At 71.8% G+C, this 16458-nt stretch carries 15 protein-coding genes and 1 pseudogene; 10 read left to right on the top strand and 6 right to left on the bottom strand.

Going from position 1 to position 16458, the window contains the following annotated elements; all coding sequences use genetic code 11:
* Positions 1–100: 100 nt before the first annotated feature.
* The 8 genes and pseudogenes from GXP74_RS31965 to GXP74_RS31930 all read left to right on the top strand — a co-directional run bounded on the left by GXP74_RS31965 (position 101) and on the right by GXP74_RS31930 (position 8701).
* A complete protein-coding gene (locus tag GXP74_RS31965) occupies positions 101–1606 on the top strand; it encodes an MFS transporter (RefSeq protein ID WP_182454750.1) in 1506 nt (501 codons plus the stop codon).
* A gap of 339 nt (positions 1607–1945) precedes the next feature.
* Positions 1946–3139, top strand: coding sequence for an RtcB family protein (locus GXP74_RS31960; RefSeq protein WP_182454749.1), 1194 nt, complete (start codon positions 1946–1948; stop codon positions 3137–3139).
* Positions 3140–3440: 301 nt separating this feature from the next.
* A complete protein-coding gene (locus tag GXP74_RS31955; RefSeq protein WP_182454748.1) occupies positions 3441–4628 on the top strand; it encodes a sensor histidine kinase in 1188 nt (395 codons plus the stop codon).
* Positions 4625–5023 carry a roadblock/LC7 domain-containing protein gene (locus GXP74_RS31950; protein ID WP_182454747.1) on the top strand — a complete coding sequence of 133 codons (399 nt, stop codon included), beginning with the start codon at positions 4625–4627 and terminating at the stop codon, positions 5021–5023. The genes GXP74_RS31955 and GXP74_RS31950 overlap by 4 nt, the downstream gene beginning before the upstream one ends.
* Positions 5023–5400, top strand: coding sequence for a DUF742 domain-containing protein (locus GXP74_RS31945; RefSeq protein WP_182454746.1), 378 nt, complete (start codon positions 5023–5025; stop codon positions 5398–5400). Before GXP74_RS31950 ends, GXP74_RS31945 begins: the two co-directional genes overlap by 1 nt.
* A pseudogene (locus GXP74_RS31940) lies at positions 5375–5985 on the top strand (ATP/GTP-binding protein). Before GXP74_RS31945 ends, GXP74_RS31940 begins: the two are co-directional and overlap by 26 nt.
* A gap of 15 nt (positions 5986–6000) precedes the next feature.
* Positions 6001–7338 carry a cytochrome P450 gene (locus GXP74_RS31935; protein WP_182454745.1) on the top strand — a complete coding sequence of 446 codons (1338 nt, stop codon included), beginning with the start codon at positions 6001–6003 and terminating at the stop codon, positions 7336–7338.
* A gap of 226 nt (positions 7339–7564) precedes the next feature.
* Complete coding sequence (locus GXP74_RS31930; RefSeq protein ID WP_225448347.1) at positions 7565–8701, top strand: tryptophan dimethylallyltransferase family protein; 1137 nt, start codon at positions 7565–7567, stop codon at positions 8699–8701.
* A gap of 66 nt (positions 8702–8767) precedes the next feature.
* On the opposite strand, the gene GXP74_RS31925 is transcribed toward GXP74_RS31930, so the two are convergent.
* The 3 genes from GXP74_RS31925 to GXP74_RS31915 form a co-directional block, all read right to left on the bottom strand.
* Entirely contained in the window at positions 8768–10060 is a 1293-nt protein-coding gene (locus tag GXP74_RS31925; protein WP_182454743.1) for an NAD(P)/FAD-dependent oxidoreductase, read from the bottom strand.
* Between the two features lie 125 nt (positions 10061–10185).
* Positions 10186–10533 (bottom strand): PRC-barrel domain-containing protein, encoded by a 348-nt coding sequence (locus GXP74_RS31920; protein WP_182454742.1) that lies wholly within the window; start codon positions 10531–10533, stop codon positions 10186–10188.
* A gap of 54 nt (positions 10534–10587) precedes the next feature.
* Positions 10588–11412: a glutaminyl-peptide cyclotransferase gene (locus GXP74_RS31915; protein WP_182454741.1), complete on the bottom strand. Its 825-nt coding sequence runs from the start codon at positions 11410–11412 to the stop codon at positions 10588–10590.
* 109 nt (positions 11413–11521) lie between these two features.
* Here GXP74_RS31915 and GXP74_RS31910 point away from each other — a divergent pair, with 109 nt between their 5' ends.
* Positions 11522–11818, top strand: coding sequence for an MTH1187 family thiamine-binding protein (locus GXP74_RS31910; protein ID WP_182454740.1), 297 nt, complete (start codon positions 11522–11524; stop codon positions 11816–11818).
* Between the two features lie 69 nt (positions 11819–11887).
* Positions 11888–12625, top strand: coding sequence for an alpha/beta hydrolase (locus GXP74_RS31905; protein ID WP_225448346.1), 738 nt, complete (start codon positions 11888–11890; stop codon positions 12623–12625).
* A 29-nt stretch (positions 12626–12654) separates the two neighbouring features.
* Here the strand turns inward: GXP74_RS31905 and GXP74_RS31900 are convergent, their stop codons facing one another.
* The 3 genes from GXP74_RS31900 to GXP74_RS31890 form a co-directional block, all read right to left on the bottom strand.
* Complete coding sequence (locus GXP74_RS31900) at positions 12655–13761, bottom strand: ATP-grasp domain-containing protein (RefSeq protein ID WP_182454739.1); 1107 nt, start codon at positions 13759–13761, stop codon at positions 12655–12657.
* A gap of 419 nt (positions 13762–14180) precedes the next feature.
* On the bottom strand, positions 14181–15941 hold the full coding sequence (locus GXP74_RS31895; RefSeq protein ID WP_182454738.1) for an AMP-binding protein: 1761 nt from the start codon (positions 15939–15941) through the stop codon (positions 14181–14183).
* Positions 15942–16111: 170 nt separating this feature from the next.
* A complete protein-coding gene (locus GXP74_RS31890; protein WP_182454737.1) occupies positions 16112–16390 on the bottom strand; it encodes an HPr family phosphocarrier protein in 279 nt (92 codons plus the stop codon).
* Between the last annotated feature and the right edge of the window lie 68 nt (positions 16391–16458).

The raw sequence follows: 16458 nt of genomic DNA, 5'->3' as shown, positions 1-16458 counted from the left end.
CAGCTTTCCATCGACTGAACAACTTTCCATCGACAGGCGCACGATGACTGTGCGTCAGCCGTAACCAGATTTTTGCTGACACACAAACACGGGAACACCCATGCCTGAAACCGGCAACCTCGCAGAAGCAAAGGCTGATCCCCAGCGCTGGAAGGCGCTGGCCTTCATCGCCATAGCCCAGCTCATGGTGGTGCTCGACGCCACCGTGGTCAACATCGCCCTGCCGCACGCCCAGGCGTCGCTGCACATCTCCGACGCCGACCGGCAGTGGGTGATCACCGCCTACAGCCTGGCCTTCGGCGGCCTGCTGCTCTTCGGCGGACGCATCTCCGACCTGTGGGGACGCAAGCGCGCGTTCATCATCGGCCTGGTCGGCTTCGCCCTGGCCTCCGCCCTCGGCGGCTCGGCCGTCAACGAGGCGATGCTGCTCGGCGCCCGCGCCCTCCAGGGTGTCTTCGGCGCGCTGCTCGCCCCGGCCGCGCTCTCGCTGCTCACGGTCACCTTCACCGAGTCCAAGGAGCGCGCCAAGGCGTTCGGCATCTTCGGTGCCATCGCCGGCGCCGGTGGCGCCGTCGGCCTGATCCTGGGCGGGGTGCTCACCCAGTACGCCAACTGGCGCTGGGCGCTGTTCATCAACATCGGCTTCGCCGTGGTCGCGGCCATCGGCGCGGTGCTCTTCATCCACGAGCCCGAGGGTGCCCGCAACCGCAGCCGGCTCGACATCCCCGGCGTGCTGCTGGCCACCACCGGCCTGGTCGCCCTGGTCTACGGCTTCACCAAGGCGTCCACCAGCGGTTGGGGCGCGGGCACGACCATCGGCCTGTTCGTCGCCGCCGCGGTCCTGCTGGTCTCCTTCGTGGTGGTGGAGGCCCGGGTCAAGGCCCCGCTGCTGCCGCTGCGGGTGATCACCGAACGCAACCGCGGTGGTGCCTACCTGTCGCTCGGCCTGGCCATCATCGGCATGTACGGCCTGTTCCTCTTCCTGACGTACTACCTGCAGGAGAACAAGGGCTACAGCCCGGTGATGACCGGTGTGGCCTTCCTGCCGATGATCGCGGGCATGATCACCGGCTCGACCCAGATCGGCGCCCGGCTGATGAACCGGGTCCCGCCGCGCTACCTGATGGCCCCCGGCTTCGTGGTCGCCGCGCTGGGCATGCTGATCCTCACCCAGCTGTCGGTCACCAGTTCCTACGCGACCGTGGTCCTGCCCGGCCTGGTGCTGCTCGGCCTGGGCATGGGCACCGCGTTCATGCCCGCCATGAGCCTGTCCACCTACGGGGTGCGGGCGACGGACGCGGGTGTCGCCTCGGCGATGACCAACACCTCGCAGCAGGTGGGCGGTTCGATCGGCACGGCGCTGCTCAGCACCATCGCCGTGAACGCCACCACCAGCTTCATGAAGTCCCACCACGGCAACCCGGCGTACCTCGCCCAGGGCGCGATCCACGGTTACGTGGAGGCGATCTGGTTCGCGGTCGGGATCCTGATCGTGTCCGCCGTGATCAGCTACACGCTGATCACCGCGGGCCGCGAGGCCGTCGCCCCGGTCACCGGCGGCGTCGGCGAGGAGATCGCCGACGTGGCACCGATGATGATGCACTGACGCATCGTCAGACCAACGGCCGCGGCCCCCGCTCCGAACACCGGAGCGGGGGCCGCGGCCGTTGTCGGTGGACTCGAATTCCGTTGCGGCGTTGCCGCGTGGCGTGGCTGAATGGTGTCCGTGACCGGCGCTGAAGCCCGGTCCCCGAGGCGGTGGAGAGGAGGCGGTCAGCATGCGGGTCGAGTCGATCTGCGAACGCCACGGCGTTCGCACCTCCCCGAGGCGACGCCCCTCCACCGCCCGCCATTCCCACTGACACGCGGCACACCACCGCGCCGTACCGGGTTCCCCGTACGGCACCCTGATCGTGAGACACCGACCTCGGAGGTCGTTTCCACCATGTCGTACACCGAAGTCCCCGGCGTCCGGGTGCCCATCCGGATGTGGACCGATCCGGCCGCCGTCGAGGGCCAGGCGATGCAGCAGTTGCGCAACATCTCCACGCTGCCGTGGATCGCGGGCCTCGCCGTGATGCCCGACGTGCACCTGGGCAAGGGGGCCACCGTCGGCTCGGTCATCGCCATGCGGGGGGCGGTCTGCCCGGCCGCCGTCGGCGTCGACATCGGCTGCGGGATGAGCGCGGTGAAGACCACGCTCACCGCCCGCGACCTGCCGGACAACCTCTCCCGGCTGCGTGACCGGATCGAGCGCGCGATCCCGGTCGGCCGGGCCGCGCACGCGGAGGCGGTCGATCCGACCAAGCTGCACGGCTACCCGGTGGCGGGCTGGAACGACTTCTGGTCGCGGTTCGACCAGGTCGCGCCGCAGGTGCACTGGCGGCGGGAGCGGGCGATGTCGCAACTGGGCTCGCTCGGCTCGGGCAACCACTTCCTGGAGTTCTGCCTGGACACGGCGGGCGGGGTCTGGCTGATGCTGCACTCCGGCTCCCGCAACATCGGCAAGGAACTCGCCGAGCACCACATGGACGTGGCCCGCTCGCTGCCGCACAACCAGGGCCTGGTCGACCGCGACCTGGCGGTCTTCATCGCGGACACCCCGCAGATGGCCGCCTACCGGCAGGACCTGTTCTGGGCGCAGGAGTACGCCAAGCACAACCGGGCGGTGATGATGGCGCTCTTCCAGAACGTGGTCCGCAGGGAGTTCACCCGAGCCCGGGTCGGCTTTGAGCAGGTGATCAGCTGTCACCACAACTACGTCAGCGAAGAGGTCTACGGCGGACAGGAGTTGCTGGTCACCCGGAAGGGCGCGATCCGGGCGGGCTCCGGGGAGTTCGGGATCATCCCGGGGTCCATGGGTACCGGCTCCTACATCGTCAAGGGCCTTGGCAACGAGGCGGCCTTCAACTCGGCCTCGCACGGCGCCGGACGCAAGATGAGCCGCAACGCGGCGAAGCGGAGGTTCGGGGTGCGGGACCTGGAGGAGCAGACCAGGGGTGTGGAGTGCCGCAAGGACTCCGGCGTGGTCGACGAGATCCCGGGCGCCTACAAGCCGATCGAGCAGGTCATGGCCCAGCAGACCGACCTGGTCGAGGTCGTCGCCCAGTTGAAGCAACTGGTCTGCGTGAAGGGCTGACCGGCCGGATCGGGCAGGGCGGGGCGGATCTCCCCGAGACCTTCACCGGGCCGGGTCGATCACCGGCGCGGGGGCGCTGACCATGGGTGGAGCGGTGCTGGGCGGGAGGGGCGAATGTTCACCTGCGTGGCCAACTGCGGTGTCCCGCACCATATGAGAAGGATCATCACATCTGGGACTCGTCTGTGGACGGTTCGTCCGATGATAAGATCACCTCGCTTGCGAAGCGAAGCGGGCTCGCCCTGCGGTGCCGGGGAGTTTGCAGCCGGCAGCCGGCCGCCAGTCGCCTGAAGAGAGTCTTATGACGGAATACACCGAGAACCCAGTGCTCTGGGCTCTTGTCGTCCTCCTCCTCGCCACGGCGGCACTCGTCGTCCGGCAGCGCAAGGCGGCCAGGGCGTTTCAGCGGGAGATGGATGCCCTCAGGGAGCACTACTCCGATCTTGAGCACCACTACGCGCAGTCCGTCGAGGCGGCCCAGGAACAGGCCGAGGACGCCACCAAGACCGTGCTGAAGTCCGCCATGCGGACCCTGCAAGGCCTCGCCGCCGAACAGCAGTTGATCCTCTCCCGACTGCAGAGCAAGTACGGCGAGTCGGTCATCCTCCAGGACCTGCTGGAGGTCGACCACACCAACTCCCAGTTCGGCCGCCGCGCACAGTCCATCGCCGTGCTGTGCGACGGCTGGCTGGGCCGTCACCGCGATGTCGCCTCGGTCTACGACGTGGTCCGCAGCGCGCAGGGCCGGGTCCGGCACTTCCGGCGGGTGGAGATCCTGTCCCAGGTGGACTTCGGCGTCACCAGCCGGGCCGTCGAACCGGTCGCCCTGGCCCTCGCCGAGCTGCTCGACAACGCGACCAGCTACTCCAGCCCGGACACCGTCGTCGAGATCAACATCCGGACCGTGCCCAAGGGCGTGGTCATCGTCGTCGACGACGCCGGTGTCGGCATGAACGACGAGGAACGGGCCCGCGCCGAGCGGCTGTTGAGCACCGAGCGGGTCTCCGGCGTCGCCGGGCTCGGCAATCCGCCGCAGTTCGGCCTGCCGGTGATCGGTGTGCTCTGCGAGCGCTTCGGCTTCGAGGTGTCGGTGGACTCGTCCTCGCCCTACGGCGGCGTGCGGGCGGTGCTGCTGCTGCCGCACGAACTGCTCACCGGCATGCCCGAGCGGAAGGCGCCCGCCCCCACCATGTCCTCCGCGATGCCCCCCGCCGCCGCGCCGGTCCCGGTCGGTGCCGACTCCGGCTCGGTCGCGCAGTCGACCGCCGACGGTCTGCCCCGGCGGCACCGCAAGCGGCCGATGGCGATCGTTCCCGGCAGCGAGCGCGAGCCCGCCGCCCTCGGCTCCGCCCGCTCCGGCGTGGAGACCGCGGCGATCATGGGCGCCTTCCAACGGGGCACCCGGTCGGGTCGGGCCACACACGCGAGTGACACCGACCAGACGAGCAGCCTTCGTGGTGCAAGCAGTGAAGGACATGAGTTCACATGAACGACGACCTGTCATGGATGCTCGACAGCGCGCTGGAGATCCCCGGCGCCCTGCACGCCGTGCTGATCTCGGCCGACGGTCTGCTGATGGCCCGCACCAAGGACTTCGACAAGGACAACGCGGACCGGGTCGCCGCCGCGATGAGCGGGGTGCAGTCGCTGAGCCGGTCGCTCGGGTTCTTCTGCGACGCCCCCCGGCAGCAGTGGCGGCAGACGTTGGTCGAGTTCGACGGCGGCTGGGTGTTCCTGATCTCCGCCGGTGAGGGCGCCTACCTCGGCGTCTCCGCCTACCCCGAGGTCGACATGCAGGACATCACCTTCCGGATGCAGCAACTCGTCGGCCAGCTGGGCAAGGCGCTGGCGACCGCGCCGCGCGAGAACCTCGGGGTGCACTGATGACCGCGCCCGAGGAGTGGGAACTGGAAGCCGCGGAATTAGTGCGACCGTACGTCATCACCAAGGGGCGTGGGCTGCCCGACGAGGAGCAGCTCTCCCTGATCACGCTGGTCACCGCGGCGCCCCAGCAGGGGCAGCGGCCGATGCGGATGTCGCCCGAGGAGCTAAGGCTGCTGGACATCTGTTCGGTCGGCTACCTCTCGGTCGCCGAGATCGCCGGGCACACCCGGCTGCCGCTGGGCGTGGTGAAGATCCTGCTGGCCGCGCTCACCGAGGCCGGCTACCTGATCACCCGCCCGCCGGTGGCCCGCGCCACCCTCGCCAACAAGGAGCTCCTGGAGGAGGTACTCAATGGTCTCCGGGCCAAGTTTGCGTGAACCACGGAACCTGGACCAGCAGGACTACGTCCGCGAAGGGGCCACGCAGACCGCTGTGAAGATCCTCGTCGTCGGGCACTTCGCGGTGGGCAAGACCACGTTCATCGGCTCGATCTCCGAGATCGAGCCGCTGTCCACCGAGGAGACCATGACGCGGGTCGCCGAGTCGGTCGACGACCTGAAGGGAGTCCGGGGCAAGACCACCACCACGGTCGCCATGGACTTCGGTCGGCTGACCATCAGCGACCGCGTCGTGCTGTACCTGTTCGGCACACCCGGGCAGCAGCGCTTCCTGGAACTGTGGGAGGAGATGGCCCGCGGCGCGCTCGGGGGCTGATCCTGGTCGACCCCGAGCGACTGGCCGACTCGTTCGGCGTGATCGACCTGATCGAGCACTACGGCCTCGACTACGCCATCGCGGTCAACCACTTCGACGGCAGCCCGCTGCGCGACGAGGCGGCGCTCCGTGAGGCCCTGGACCTCCTCGACGACACCCCCGTCGTCACCTGCGACGCGCGCGACGAGAAGTCGTCGGCCGCCGCGCTCACCACTCTCGTCCGCTATTTGCTGGACCGCGCCCGCTAGGAGCCACAAGCAGACATGGACGCTCGATCTTCCGTCCCGGTGCCCCCGCCCGGTTGCCCCGCCCACGGTTCCGGCGGCCGGGTACCGCTGTACGGGGCGGAGTTCGCGGCCGATCCCCAGGCCTACTACTCCTACATGCGCCACTACGGCCCGACCGCGCCGGTCGAGCTCGCCCCCGGAGTGGAGGCGACGCTGGTCACCGACTACTCGACCGCGCTGCAACTGCTCCAGGACTCCGCCTCGTTCCGCAAGGACTCGCGCCGCTGGCAGGCGTTCAACGAGGGCAAGGTCGCCCCGGACAGCCCGGTGGCGCCGCTGCTGGCGTACCGGCCCAACTGCATGTTCAGCGACGGCGCCGAGCACCTGCGGCTGCGGCAGGCGGTCACCGACAGCATGGCCCGGGTGGATACCCGGCGGCTGACCCGCAGCACCGGGCAGGTCTCCAGCTACCTCATCTCCCAGTTCGGCGGCCGGGGTTCGGCCGACCTGCTGGGTGACTACACCAAGCAGCTGCCGCTGTTCGTCTTCAACGAACTGTTCGGCTGCACCGCCGACATCGGCGACCGGGTGCTGTTCGGCATCACCGGCATGTTCGACGGCATCAACGCCGAGAAGTCGGCCGAGGTGCTGTTCGGCGCGGTCGGCGAACTGGTGGCGCTCAAGCGGAGCCAGCCGGGCGACGACGTCACCACCTGGCTGATGCAGCATCAGGCCAAGCTGACCGACCAGGAGATGGTGAACCAGGTCGCGCTGCTGCTGTCGGCCGGGACCGAGCCGCTGCGGAACCTGATCGGCAACACCCTGCACCGGCTGCTCACCCACGACACCTACGCCCACAGCGGCGGGCTGATCGACGAGGCCATCGACGACACGCTGTGGGAGAACCCGCCGATGTCGAACTTCGCCCCGCACTACCCGGCGACCGACCTGGACTTCGCCGGACAGCGGTTGCAGGCAGGGGAGTTGGTGCTGGTCAGCTTCGCCGCGGCGAACACCGGCCCGGCGCTGGCGACGGCCCGGCAGGCCGGCAGCCGGGCGCACCTGGCCTGGAGCGCGGGCCCGCACGCCTGCCCGTCCAAGGAACCGGCCCGGCAGATCACCATGACCGCCATCGAGAACCTGCTCAACCAGCTGCCCGACGTCCAACTCGCGGTTCCGGAGGACAGCCTGACCTGGCGTCCGGGCCCGTTCAACCGCGGACTCGCCGCCCTGCCCGCCCGGTTCACCCCGATCGAGCCGGTCAACCGGCCCGCCGATCCGATCCGCGCGGAGCGGCCGGTGCGTCAGCAGGCCGAGCCCAAGACCGAACGCGTCGGCCGCTGGAGTCAGTTCCTCAACTGGTTGACCAAGTAACTGGCATATGACACCTCCTGGCTGCCCCCTGGTGCATGACGCATGTCCGACAGGGGTAGTGAGCAACCTGGCAATCCCACGTTGCTTTTATCAGGACAGGAGGTGTCATGGACCACATATCCACCGACGCCGCTTATGCGCAGCCTGCCAGACCGTCTCAACCCTTGATACCCGCCCAACCGGGCGGGTATCTCGTTGTGCCCTCCGGCGCCCGACGGGAGGGTCGGTGATCGCCCTTCGACGTACCCGCCCGGCACCACCGCGCCCGGGGACCCTCGGTGCGCACGCGGTGGGCCAGCTGTGGCGACTGTGCCGGGTGGTGGGGCTGAGCTGGGCCGACGCCGCGGCCTACACGGAGATCCTGGCCGAAATGCTGGGCCCGGTCGCCGAGCGGCCGCTGGGTCTGCCGCCCGCCGCCCCCTGGTCCTTCCTGTCCGACGACCGGACGCCGGTCGAGTTCTCGCTCTCCTTCGTGGCGGGCGCGCGGCCGACGCTGCGGATGGTGCTGGAGCCCGGCGGCGGCATCGGCGGTCTGGAGCAGAGCGGGCGCACCGGACTCCAGGTGGTCCGCGAACTCGCGCGGCTCTGGGGCTTCGACACCGACCGGCTCGACGAGCTGGAGGACCTGTTCTTCCCGGCCGCCCCGCAGGGACCCCTGGCCCTGTGGTGCGCGCTGGAACTGCTCCCCGGTGGTGTGCCCAAGGTGAAGGTGTACCTGAATCCGGCCGCGTCCGGACCGGAGCGCGCCACCGCGACCGTGCGGGAGGCGCTGCGTCGGCTCGGCCACCGGCAGGCGTTCGCGGCGCTGCCGGAGAACGACCGGCTGCTGTTCTTCGCCCTGGACCTGGGCCAGTGGGACGAACCCCGGGTGAAGGTCTACACCGCGCACCACGACCTGCCGGTGGCGGCGGCGAGCGGCCTGTCCCGGATGGCCGGCGGGCCGGACGCGGCGGAGCTGGAGGCGTTCCTGCGCGCGGCCGTCGAGCCCGGCGACGGCCACGACGCCCTGCTGGACCAGCGGCCGGTCCAGGGCTGCCACGGCTTCACCGAGACGGTGAGCGGGCTGCCCAGCTGCTACACCCTGTACGTCCCGATCCGCGACTACGCCCGGCACGACCGGGAGGCCCTGGACCGCGCGGTGGTGCTGCTGCGCCGGTACGGCATCGACCCGGACCGGCTGGTCAGCGCGGTGGGGGCGGTCACCGAACGGCCGTTGGAGGACGGCGTGGGACTGATCGCCTACCTGGCGCTGGCCCACCAGCAGGGCCGGGCGCCCCGGGTGACCGCGTACCTCGCCTCGGAGGCCTACGAGGTGCGGCGGCCGACGGCGTCGGGGTCGCTGCGGGCGGCGGCCGGGCACTGAGGGCGGGCGGCGGGGCTCCCGTGGGCCACGGCGGTCCACGGGAGCCCCGAACCGGCCCGGTGAGGGCTATGCCTCCCGCAGCTCCCGCAGGTAGGAGCCGATGTCGACCTGGACCGAGGAGCCCTCGCTCAGCCCGTAGCGGGCCGCGACGCCGTTCAGGTACTCGTTGATCTCCTTGCGCATGATGTCGGCGGACGGCAGCTCCAGCTCGCCGCCGACGACCCGGGCCACCCACTGGGCCTGCGCCTCGACCAGCCGGGTGATCGCGCCGACCGGGCGGATCAGGCCGACGAAGAGCAGGCCGGGCTGGTCGGGCGCGACGATCCGCCGGTACAGCTCGATCGGCTGCCGGGGGGCCGGTGCCGGGCAGCCGCCGGGTACGAACGGGAAGGCCATGTGGAAGCCGGTGCAGTAGACGATCGCGTCCGCCTCGACCGAGCTGCCGTCGGCGAAGCGCACCAGGTCGCCGTCCAGCGAGTCGATGGCGGGTTTCGGGAGCACCGCGCCGTGCCGGATCCGGCTCAGGATCTCGTCGGAGATGGTCACCGCGGAGGAGAAGATCCGATGGTCGGGCTCGGGCAGGCCGTAGTCCGACAGCTTGCCGCGGGCCACCAGCAGCGCCTGCTCGATGAAGCGGCGCCGCTCCTCCAGGGACATGGCGCCGAACCAGGGAGCCTCGGCGATCAGGTCCACCGACATGCCGAACAACTGCTTGGGTACCAGGTGCAGCCCCCGGCGGACGGAGAGCACGGTGCGCTCCGCGTGCCGGGACAGGTCGGCGGCGATGTCCACCGCCGACGCCCCGAAGCCGACGACGACCACCCGCTGCCCGGCGAAGTCCCGGCCGTCCAGGTAGTCCGTCGAGTGCAGGACCGTTCCGGCAAAGGACTCCGCACCCGGCGGCGGGGGGCTGGGCAGGGCCGGTTCCGAGTGGTGCCCGGAGGCGACGACCACCTGGTCGAAGGTCCGTGTCGTCAGCGTCCCCCGGTCGTCCCGGCTGACCACCGTCCACCGCCCGTCGGGCCCCCGCCGTACCGAGAGCACCTCGGTACGCAGCTCGATGTGCGGCCGCAGCCCGGCCCACTCGGCGAAGTCCCGCAGGTAGGCGGCGATATGGTCGTGCCGGGGGTAGAGCGGCAGCTCCTCGGACATCGGGAAGTCGGCGAAGCCGGTGAGCTCCTTGGCGTTGTTCAGGTGCAGCGCCTGGTACGCCGGACCGGGCTCACCCGCCCCCGGCCGCCGCCAGATCCCGCCGACCTCCGGCGCCTGCTCCAGGCAGACGAAGTCGATCCCACGCGCCCGCAGCGCGTGGGCGGCGGCCAGACCCGACAGGCCGGCGCCTATGACACACGCGCTCACAGTTCCCTCCACGGCGCGGACGCCGTGCGTTCCAGTCTCTTCACGGATCTTGACTGCCCACCGCGGCCGGCGATCACACCGGCGGCCGGGCGCGGCTGTGCCGCACTCGGCCGCCGGACCAGGCGTCAGGAGTTGCGCTGGTAGTAGCTCTGGACCTGCTCGATGTAGGCGACGTCGCCCGGCGTGGTCCCCGGGCGGTACGGCGGCGCGGTCCTGATCTCGTCCTTGCTGCGGTCCAGGTGGACCACCCGCTGCTGTTCGTCCACGTGGGTGACCGTGCCCGCGGGCAGCAGCACCAGGCTGCCGAGGATCCAGGGACCGGTGTCGACGACCAGGTAGGCGGTGCCGACCTCGTGCGTGGCCTCGGCGACCTTGCCGAGGTGGCCGTCGGTGGCCTCGACCCGGAATCCGGTCAGGTCCGTCTGCGGCCCCGGTACTGCCTGCGCGCGGTAGGTCCAGATGTGCGAGCTCATGTCTTCTCCTTGGGTCTCTCGTCGCGCCTTCCCGCCCCCGGCACCGCCATGCTCTCAGGGGTGGCCCGGTGAAGCCGGTGATGACAGGGCACGCAGCGTCACCCGGAACATCAGCGGCCAGAACTTCCCGGTGAGCAGGAACTGCGCGCCGTCCGGGAGCGCGGCGATGCCGTTGAGCACGTCGGTGCCACGGCGCAGCGCCGGGGACAGCAGGCCGGAGGCGTCGGCGACGCCGGTGACCGCGCCGGTCGCCGGGTCGATCCGGAGGATGTCGCCGCTCCTCCAGACGTTGGCCCAGACCGAGCCGCCCGCGCATTCGAGCTCGTTCAGGCCGGTCACCGGCCTGCCCGCGGCGGTCACCCGGACGCCGCCGGTACGGGCGAAGCTGTGCGGGTCGCGGAAGGCCAGCCGGGCGCTGCCGTCGCTCATGACCAGCCGTCGGCCGTCGTAGCAAAGGCCCCAGCCCGGACCGGAGTAGCGGACCTCGCCGAGCACGGCCAGGTCGGACCGGCGCCGGTCCAGGGCGATCCCCTCACGCCAGGTCAGCTGCCAGATCCGGTCGCCGACCACGGTGATCCCCTCACCGAACAGCCCGTTCGGCAGCGCCGCCCGGGCCAGCACCGCGCCGGTCCGCCAGTCGACGGCGCGCAGCGTGGAGCGGCCGTAGAGGCCGCTGCTCTCGTAGAGCACTCCGTCCCGCAGCTCCAGCCCCTCGGTGAACTGGGTCCGGTCGTGCGGCAGCACCGCCAGCACCCGCACCGCCAGCCGCTCGGGGCGGCTGAGCTGGTGGCCGACCTGGCCGGCGCCCTGGCCGCAGGACGCCGACGCGAGGGCGACGGCCAGCGCCCCGGCCAGGCGGGCGGCGGAGGACGGACGCATACCGCCAGGTCTAGCACCGGATCGGCGCCGCTGCCCCCTAGGGTGGTCGCGGCAGCGGTCAGCGATGCGCGCGGTGGGCGGGCACCGGGCCGCTCCGGAGGGAGTCCCAGTGATCGTCGCGTTCTCCGTCACCCCGATCGGCACCGGCGAGGACGTGGGGGAGGCGGTGGCCGAAGCCGTCCGGGTGGTCCGCGCGAGCGGGCTGCCCAACCACACCGATGCCATGTTCACCAGCCTGGAGGGCGAATGGGACGAGGTGATGGACGTGGTGAAGCGCGCGGTGGAGGCGGTGCGGGAGCGGGCGGGCCGGGTCAGCCTGGTGCTCAAGGCCGACCTGCGTGACGGCGTCACCGACGGCCTGACCTCGAAGGTCGCCACCGTGGAGCGGTACCTGCGGACCGACTGAGGCGGTCGGCCGGGAATGCCGCCGGGCCGCTGAGGCATGACGTCGCCGCAGGTGGGAAAGGTCCGTGGCATGAGTGGCATGAGTGGCGTGATGGAGAAGGTCAAGGCGGTCGGCTACGGCCGCAGCGGGATGCTGCTGGACGTGCACCGGCCGCTCGGACGGCCGACCGGAACCGTGCTGCTGTGGCACGGGCGCGGCAAGCAGGAGCGGGACGTGCTCGCCCCGCTGGCGGCGCGGGCGGCCGAACAGGGACTGCTGGTGCTGGTGCCCGACTGGCGCTGCGACGCGCCCGACAGCGGCTGGTCGCAGCTGCACGAGTCGGTGGACTTCCTCCGCGCCCACGCCGAGGACTGGGGCGGCGACGCCGATCGCGCGGTACTCGCCGGATGGTCGCTGGGCGCCCGGGCGGCGCTGGCCACGGTGCTGCGCCCGGCGCGCGAGGGCTGGCGCCCGGCGGCGGTGGTCGGCATCGCCGGGAACTACCTGACCTCCTCGGACCCGCGGATGGGCCCCGCCGCGGCGGCGGACATCGCCACCACCGAGCAGTCCCCGGTCCCGCTGTGGCTGCACCACGGCGCCCAGGACGCGGTGGTGGACGTCCGCTCCGCGCGCGAGTTCACCCCGGTCGCGCGGGCCCACGGCTGGCCGGTGCGCTACCAGGAGTCGCCCACCGACCACGCCGGGGTGGTCCTCGCCGAGTACGACCGCGAGTTGCGCCGCTGCCGTCCGGCCAGCGGTGAACACGCGTTCCGCGCGGGTGAGTTGACCGCCGTGATGCTGACCGAGGCGGCGGCGTCAGCGAGTTGACGCCGCCGGGCCGGCGCTCGGCCTCAGCCTCAGCCGAGGATGGCCGGGGCCTCGGCGGCCTCGGCCGCCGCCCGGGGCGCCGGTATCGGCAGCTGCCGGGACAGCGTCGGATAGGGCGTGGAGATCAGCGTGTAGTCCTCGCCCAGCGTCCGCGCGTTCAGGCCGACCGGCTCCTGGCCGAGCGCCAGCCGCATCGCCGCCCAGGGGAAGTTCACTCCGCAGCGCGCCAGTTGGTGCAACCCGCCGGAGGGGCGGGTGTTGATGTCGAGCAGCACCGGCACCCCGTTCTGGTGCCGGAACTGAATGTTCGTCAGATAGCTCAGCTCGAAGCGCTCGGCCAGCTCCCGGGCGGGCTCCAGGTAGGCCGGGTCCAGCGTGAAGCCCCGGCGACGGCCCTCCTTGCTGCGCCCGATCGCGCCCCGCAGCCGCCCGGACCGGTCCACCAGGCAGTCCACCGAGACCTCGGGGCCCGCGAGTTGGGGCATCACCAGCCAGTCGACCGGGGGGACGTCCGGTCGCTGCTCGGCGGCCCGCTCCAGGGCCTCCACCACCTGCTCCAGCGACACCAGTCGACTGGGCGCCCCGGCCAGCAGTCCCAGCGAGAAGGGCTTGCGGGTCAGCACCCGGAAGCCCTCGCCCCCGGCACCGCTCACCGGCTTCAGGCAGGGGACACCGCCGTCCGCCTCGATCCCGGCCACGGCGTCGAGCAGTGACGCGGCGTCAGTCACCCGCCACCACGGCGGCACCGGCAGTCCGGCGGCGGCCAGCGCCTGGTAGGCGGTGGCCTTGTCGCTGAACAGTTCGATCGCGGCACTGGGCGGGCTGACCACGGTCGTGCCCAGCAGCTCGAACTCGGCCCGGTGCTCGGCCACGGCCAACTGGTGCAGCCGGGGCAGGAACAGGTCGATCCGGTGCCGGTCGCAGTAGTCGAGGGCGAACTCCACGTACGCGGCCGGGGAGAGGCGGTCGGGTTCCAGCGAGGAGACGTCCGCCGCGCGCAGGACGGGTGAGTCGGGATCGACATGGGTGGCGTGCACCTCAAGGTCGACCAGGTCGGCGTTCTCGCGCAACAGGGCGACGAAGAAGGCGTTCTCGGCGTAGGTACGGTTCAGCCAGATGCGCAGCGGGTCGTTCAACGCGGTGTCTCCAGGACGAAGGCCGGTAGGGCAGGGAGAGGCTTCGTGGTGACACTGGACATCGGCGGGCACGACATCGTGGGCCGGTGGCCATGGTCGGGTGCGGCCCGGGCGGCGTACGGGCGGGAACACCTCGCGTGCCTGGGTCGTGGCCGTATCAGATCATGCCGGGGGGCAGTTGCGCGAGTGGCCCTCCCCGCGCGGGCCCCTGCGGCCTCGGTCGTCCACGCACGAACGGTTGTCGGCCCGGTGGCGCCGGGTGACGGGCGATCCCGATCGCCACCGACGGCACCCGCCCGGCGACCGGCGACGCACGGGCGGGAACGGCTCGTGCCGACCGCCGGGCCGGACGGCGACGCGTTCCGGCGCACCCGCCGCGACCGGACGGGTCTGACCGGCGGGGCCGATCCGGCGGAGGGTCAGGCGTCCTTGAGGTTGGGGAAGTCCTCCTCCCAGAACTCACGTTCGCCCCGGGGCGGGGCCTCGGGCCCGCCGTGCAGGTCGACCTCGCGGCCGCGCAGTTCGACCCGCCGGATCTTGCCGGAGATGGTCTTGGGCAGCTCGGCGAATTCGAGGCGGCGGATCCGCTTGTAGGGGGCGAGCCGCTGCCGGGCCCAGGCCAGGATGGAGCGGGCGGTCTCGGCGTCGGGCCGGTGGCCCGGGGTCAGCACGACGTACGCCTTCGGCACGGAGAGCCGCAGCGGGTCGGGGGAGGGGACGACCGCGGCCTCGGTCACCGCCGGATGCTCGATCAGCACGCTCTCCAACTCGAACGGCGACAGCCGGTAGTCGCTGCTCTTGAACACGTCGTCGGCACGGCCGACGTAGGTGTAGTAGCCGTCGGCGTCGCGGGAGGCGACGTCGCCGGTGTGGTAGCGGTCACCGGCCATGGCCTCGGCGTGGCGCTCGGGGTCGCCCTGGTAGCCGGTCATCAACCCCAGCGGCCCGCTGGACAGCGGCAGGCAGAGCTCGCCCTCGGTCCCCGTCCCGGTGACCTCCGCGCCGGTCACCGGGTCCACCAGGACCACCTCGTAGCCGGGCAGCGGGCGGCCCATGGAGCCCGGCTTGACCGACTGCCCCGGCGTGTTGCCGACCTGCGCGGTGGTCTCGGTCTGCCCGTAGCCGTCGCGCAGCGGAACTCCCCAGGCGCGCTCGATCCGTTCCACCACCTCGGGGTTCAACGGCTCCCCGGCGCCGACGAGTTCACGCAGCGGCGGCTGCCACCGGCCCAGGTCCTCCAGCAGCAGCATCCGCCACACCGTGGGCGGCGCGCAGAACGAGGTGACCCGGTAGCGGACCAGGGAGTCGAGCAACGGCTTCGCGGAGAACCGGGGCTGATTGACGATCAGGATCTCGGCCCCGGCGTTCCAGGGCGCGAAGAAGTTGCTCCAGGCGTGCTTGGCCCAGCCGGGCGAGGAGACGTTGAGGTGGACGTCCCCGGCGCGCAGCCCGATCCAGTACATGGTGGACAGGTGGCCCACCGGGTACGAGCGGTGGGTGTGCTCCACCAGCTTGGGGCTGCTGGTGGTGCCGGAGGTGAAGTAGAGCAGCAGCGGGTCCTCGGCCCGGGTGGGGCCGTCCGGGGTGAAGCTGCCGGTGAAGTCGGCCGCCTCGGCGTAGTCGCGCCAGCCGGGGACGGGTTCGCCGACCGCGATCGGGGTCCAGCCGCCCTCCTGCCCGGCGAAGCCGCCGGTGAGCCGGGACTCGGCGATCACGTGCCGCACCCGGCCCCGGTCCAGCCGGTCGGCCAGGTCGTCCGGGGACAGCAGGGTGCTGGCCGGGATGACCATCGCGCCCAGCTTGATCGCCGCGAGCATCACCTCCCACAGCGCCACCTGGTTGCCGAGCAGCAGCAGGATCCGGTCCCCGCGGGCCACGCCCTGGGCCCGCAGCCACCCGGCGGTGCGGTCGGAGCGTTCCCGCAGCTCGGCGAAGGTCAGCGCGGTCTCACCGAGCAGCGCGCCGTCCTGGTCCAGGTCGACCACCCGCAGGCCCACCGCGTGGTTGTCCTCGGCCTGCACGTCGAACCAGTCCAGGGCCCAGTTGAAGTGCTCGCCCGCGGGGCGCGGGAAGGCCCGGGCGGCCTCCAGGTCGTCGCGGTGCCGCAGCAGGTGGTCACGGGCGGCGCGGAAGTCCCGGTACGCGGCGGAATCGCGTGGAGCGGTGGTGCTCGGTGCCATGTGTTCGTCCCCTGTCTCTCCGCCCGGTCGCTGCCTCTCCGCCCGGCCACGGTCCAGCGCACGCTGCCAGCCCGGTTGACCACCGGTCAAGGGGACGCACGGCAGGCCGCGGCCCCGGTCGGTCGGCCCGCCGCCGCGCCGACCGGACCGGACCGGTAGGGGCCGGCGGGTCAGGCCGGGGGCAGCTCGGCCAGGCCCTCGCCGACCAGCTTCGCCAGCCGGTCCAGCGCCGAGTCGGCGCCCTCGGCGTCGGAGGCGAGCACCACCGGGTCCCCGGCCTCGGCGCCGAGGCCCAGCAGCGCCAGCATCGAGGCGGCGTTCACCGGGGTGCCGCCGGGCTTGGCGATGGTCACCGGGACGCCGACCGCCCCGGCCGCGCGGACGAAGAGGGCAGCGGGACGGGCGTGCAGACCCTCGGGCCAGCCGACGGTAACGGTGCGCTCAGCCATGATGGGTGCCTTTCGGTGGGAGGGCCGACTTGGCCCTACCATGCCCCGCGCCTCCCCCTCTTGCACGC

This window comes from Streptacidiphilus sp. P02-A3a, assembly GCF_014084105.1.
In the GTDB taxonomy this organism is placed as follows: domain Bacteria; phylum Actinomycetota; class Actinomycetes; order Streptomycetales; family Streptomycetaceae; genus Streptacidiphilus.
Note: the sequence above shows the minus strand (reverse complement) of the source record. Positions and strands in the feature narration are given on the sequence as shown.

Coding starts and splice junctions, on each gene's coding strand:
- GXP74_RS31965 (WP_182454750.1), top strand. CDS start 101: ATGCCTGAAACCGGCAACCTCGCAGAAGCAAAGGCTGATCCCCAGCGC.
- GXP74_RS31960 (WP_182454749.1), top strand. CDS start 1,946: ATGTCGTACACCGAAGTCCCCGGCGTCCGGGTGCCCATCCGGATGTGG.
- GXP74_RS31955 (WP_182454748.1), top strand. CDS start 3,441: ATGACGGAATACACCGAGAACCCAGTGCTCTGGGCTCTTGTCGTCCTC.
- GXP74_RS31950 (WP_182454747.1), top strand. CDS start 4,625: ATGAACGACGACCTGTCATGGATGCTCGACAGCGCGCTGGAGATCCCC.
- GXP74_RS31945 (WP_182454746.1), top strand. CDS start 5,023: ATGACCGCGCCCGAGGAGTGGGAACTGGAAGCCGCGGAATTAGTGCGA.
- GXP74_RS31935 (WP_182454745.1), top strand. CDS start 6,001: ATGGACGCTCGATCTTCCGTCCCGGTGCCCCCGCCCGGTTGCCCCGCC.
- GXP74_RS31920 (WP_182454742.1), bottom strand. CDS start 10,533: ATGAGCTCGCACATCTGGACCTACCGCGCGCAGGCAGTACCGGGGCCG.
- GXP74_RS31915 (WP_182454741.1), bottom strand. CDS start 11,412: ATGCGTCCGTCCTCCGCCGCCCGCCTGGCCGGGGCGCTGGCCGTCGCC.
- GXP74_RS31905 (WP_225448346.1), top strand. CDS start 11,888: ATGAGTGGCATGAGTGGCGTGATGGAGAAGGTCAAGGCGGTCGGCTAC.
- GXP74_RS31895 (WP_182454738.1), bottom strand. CDS start 15,941: ATGGCACCGAGCACCACCGCTCCACGCGATTCCGCCGCGTACCGGGAC.
- GXP74_RS31890 (WP_182454737.1), bottom strand. CDS start 16,390: ATGGCTGAGCGCACCGTTACCGTCGGCTGGCCCGAGGGTCTGCACGCC.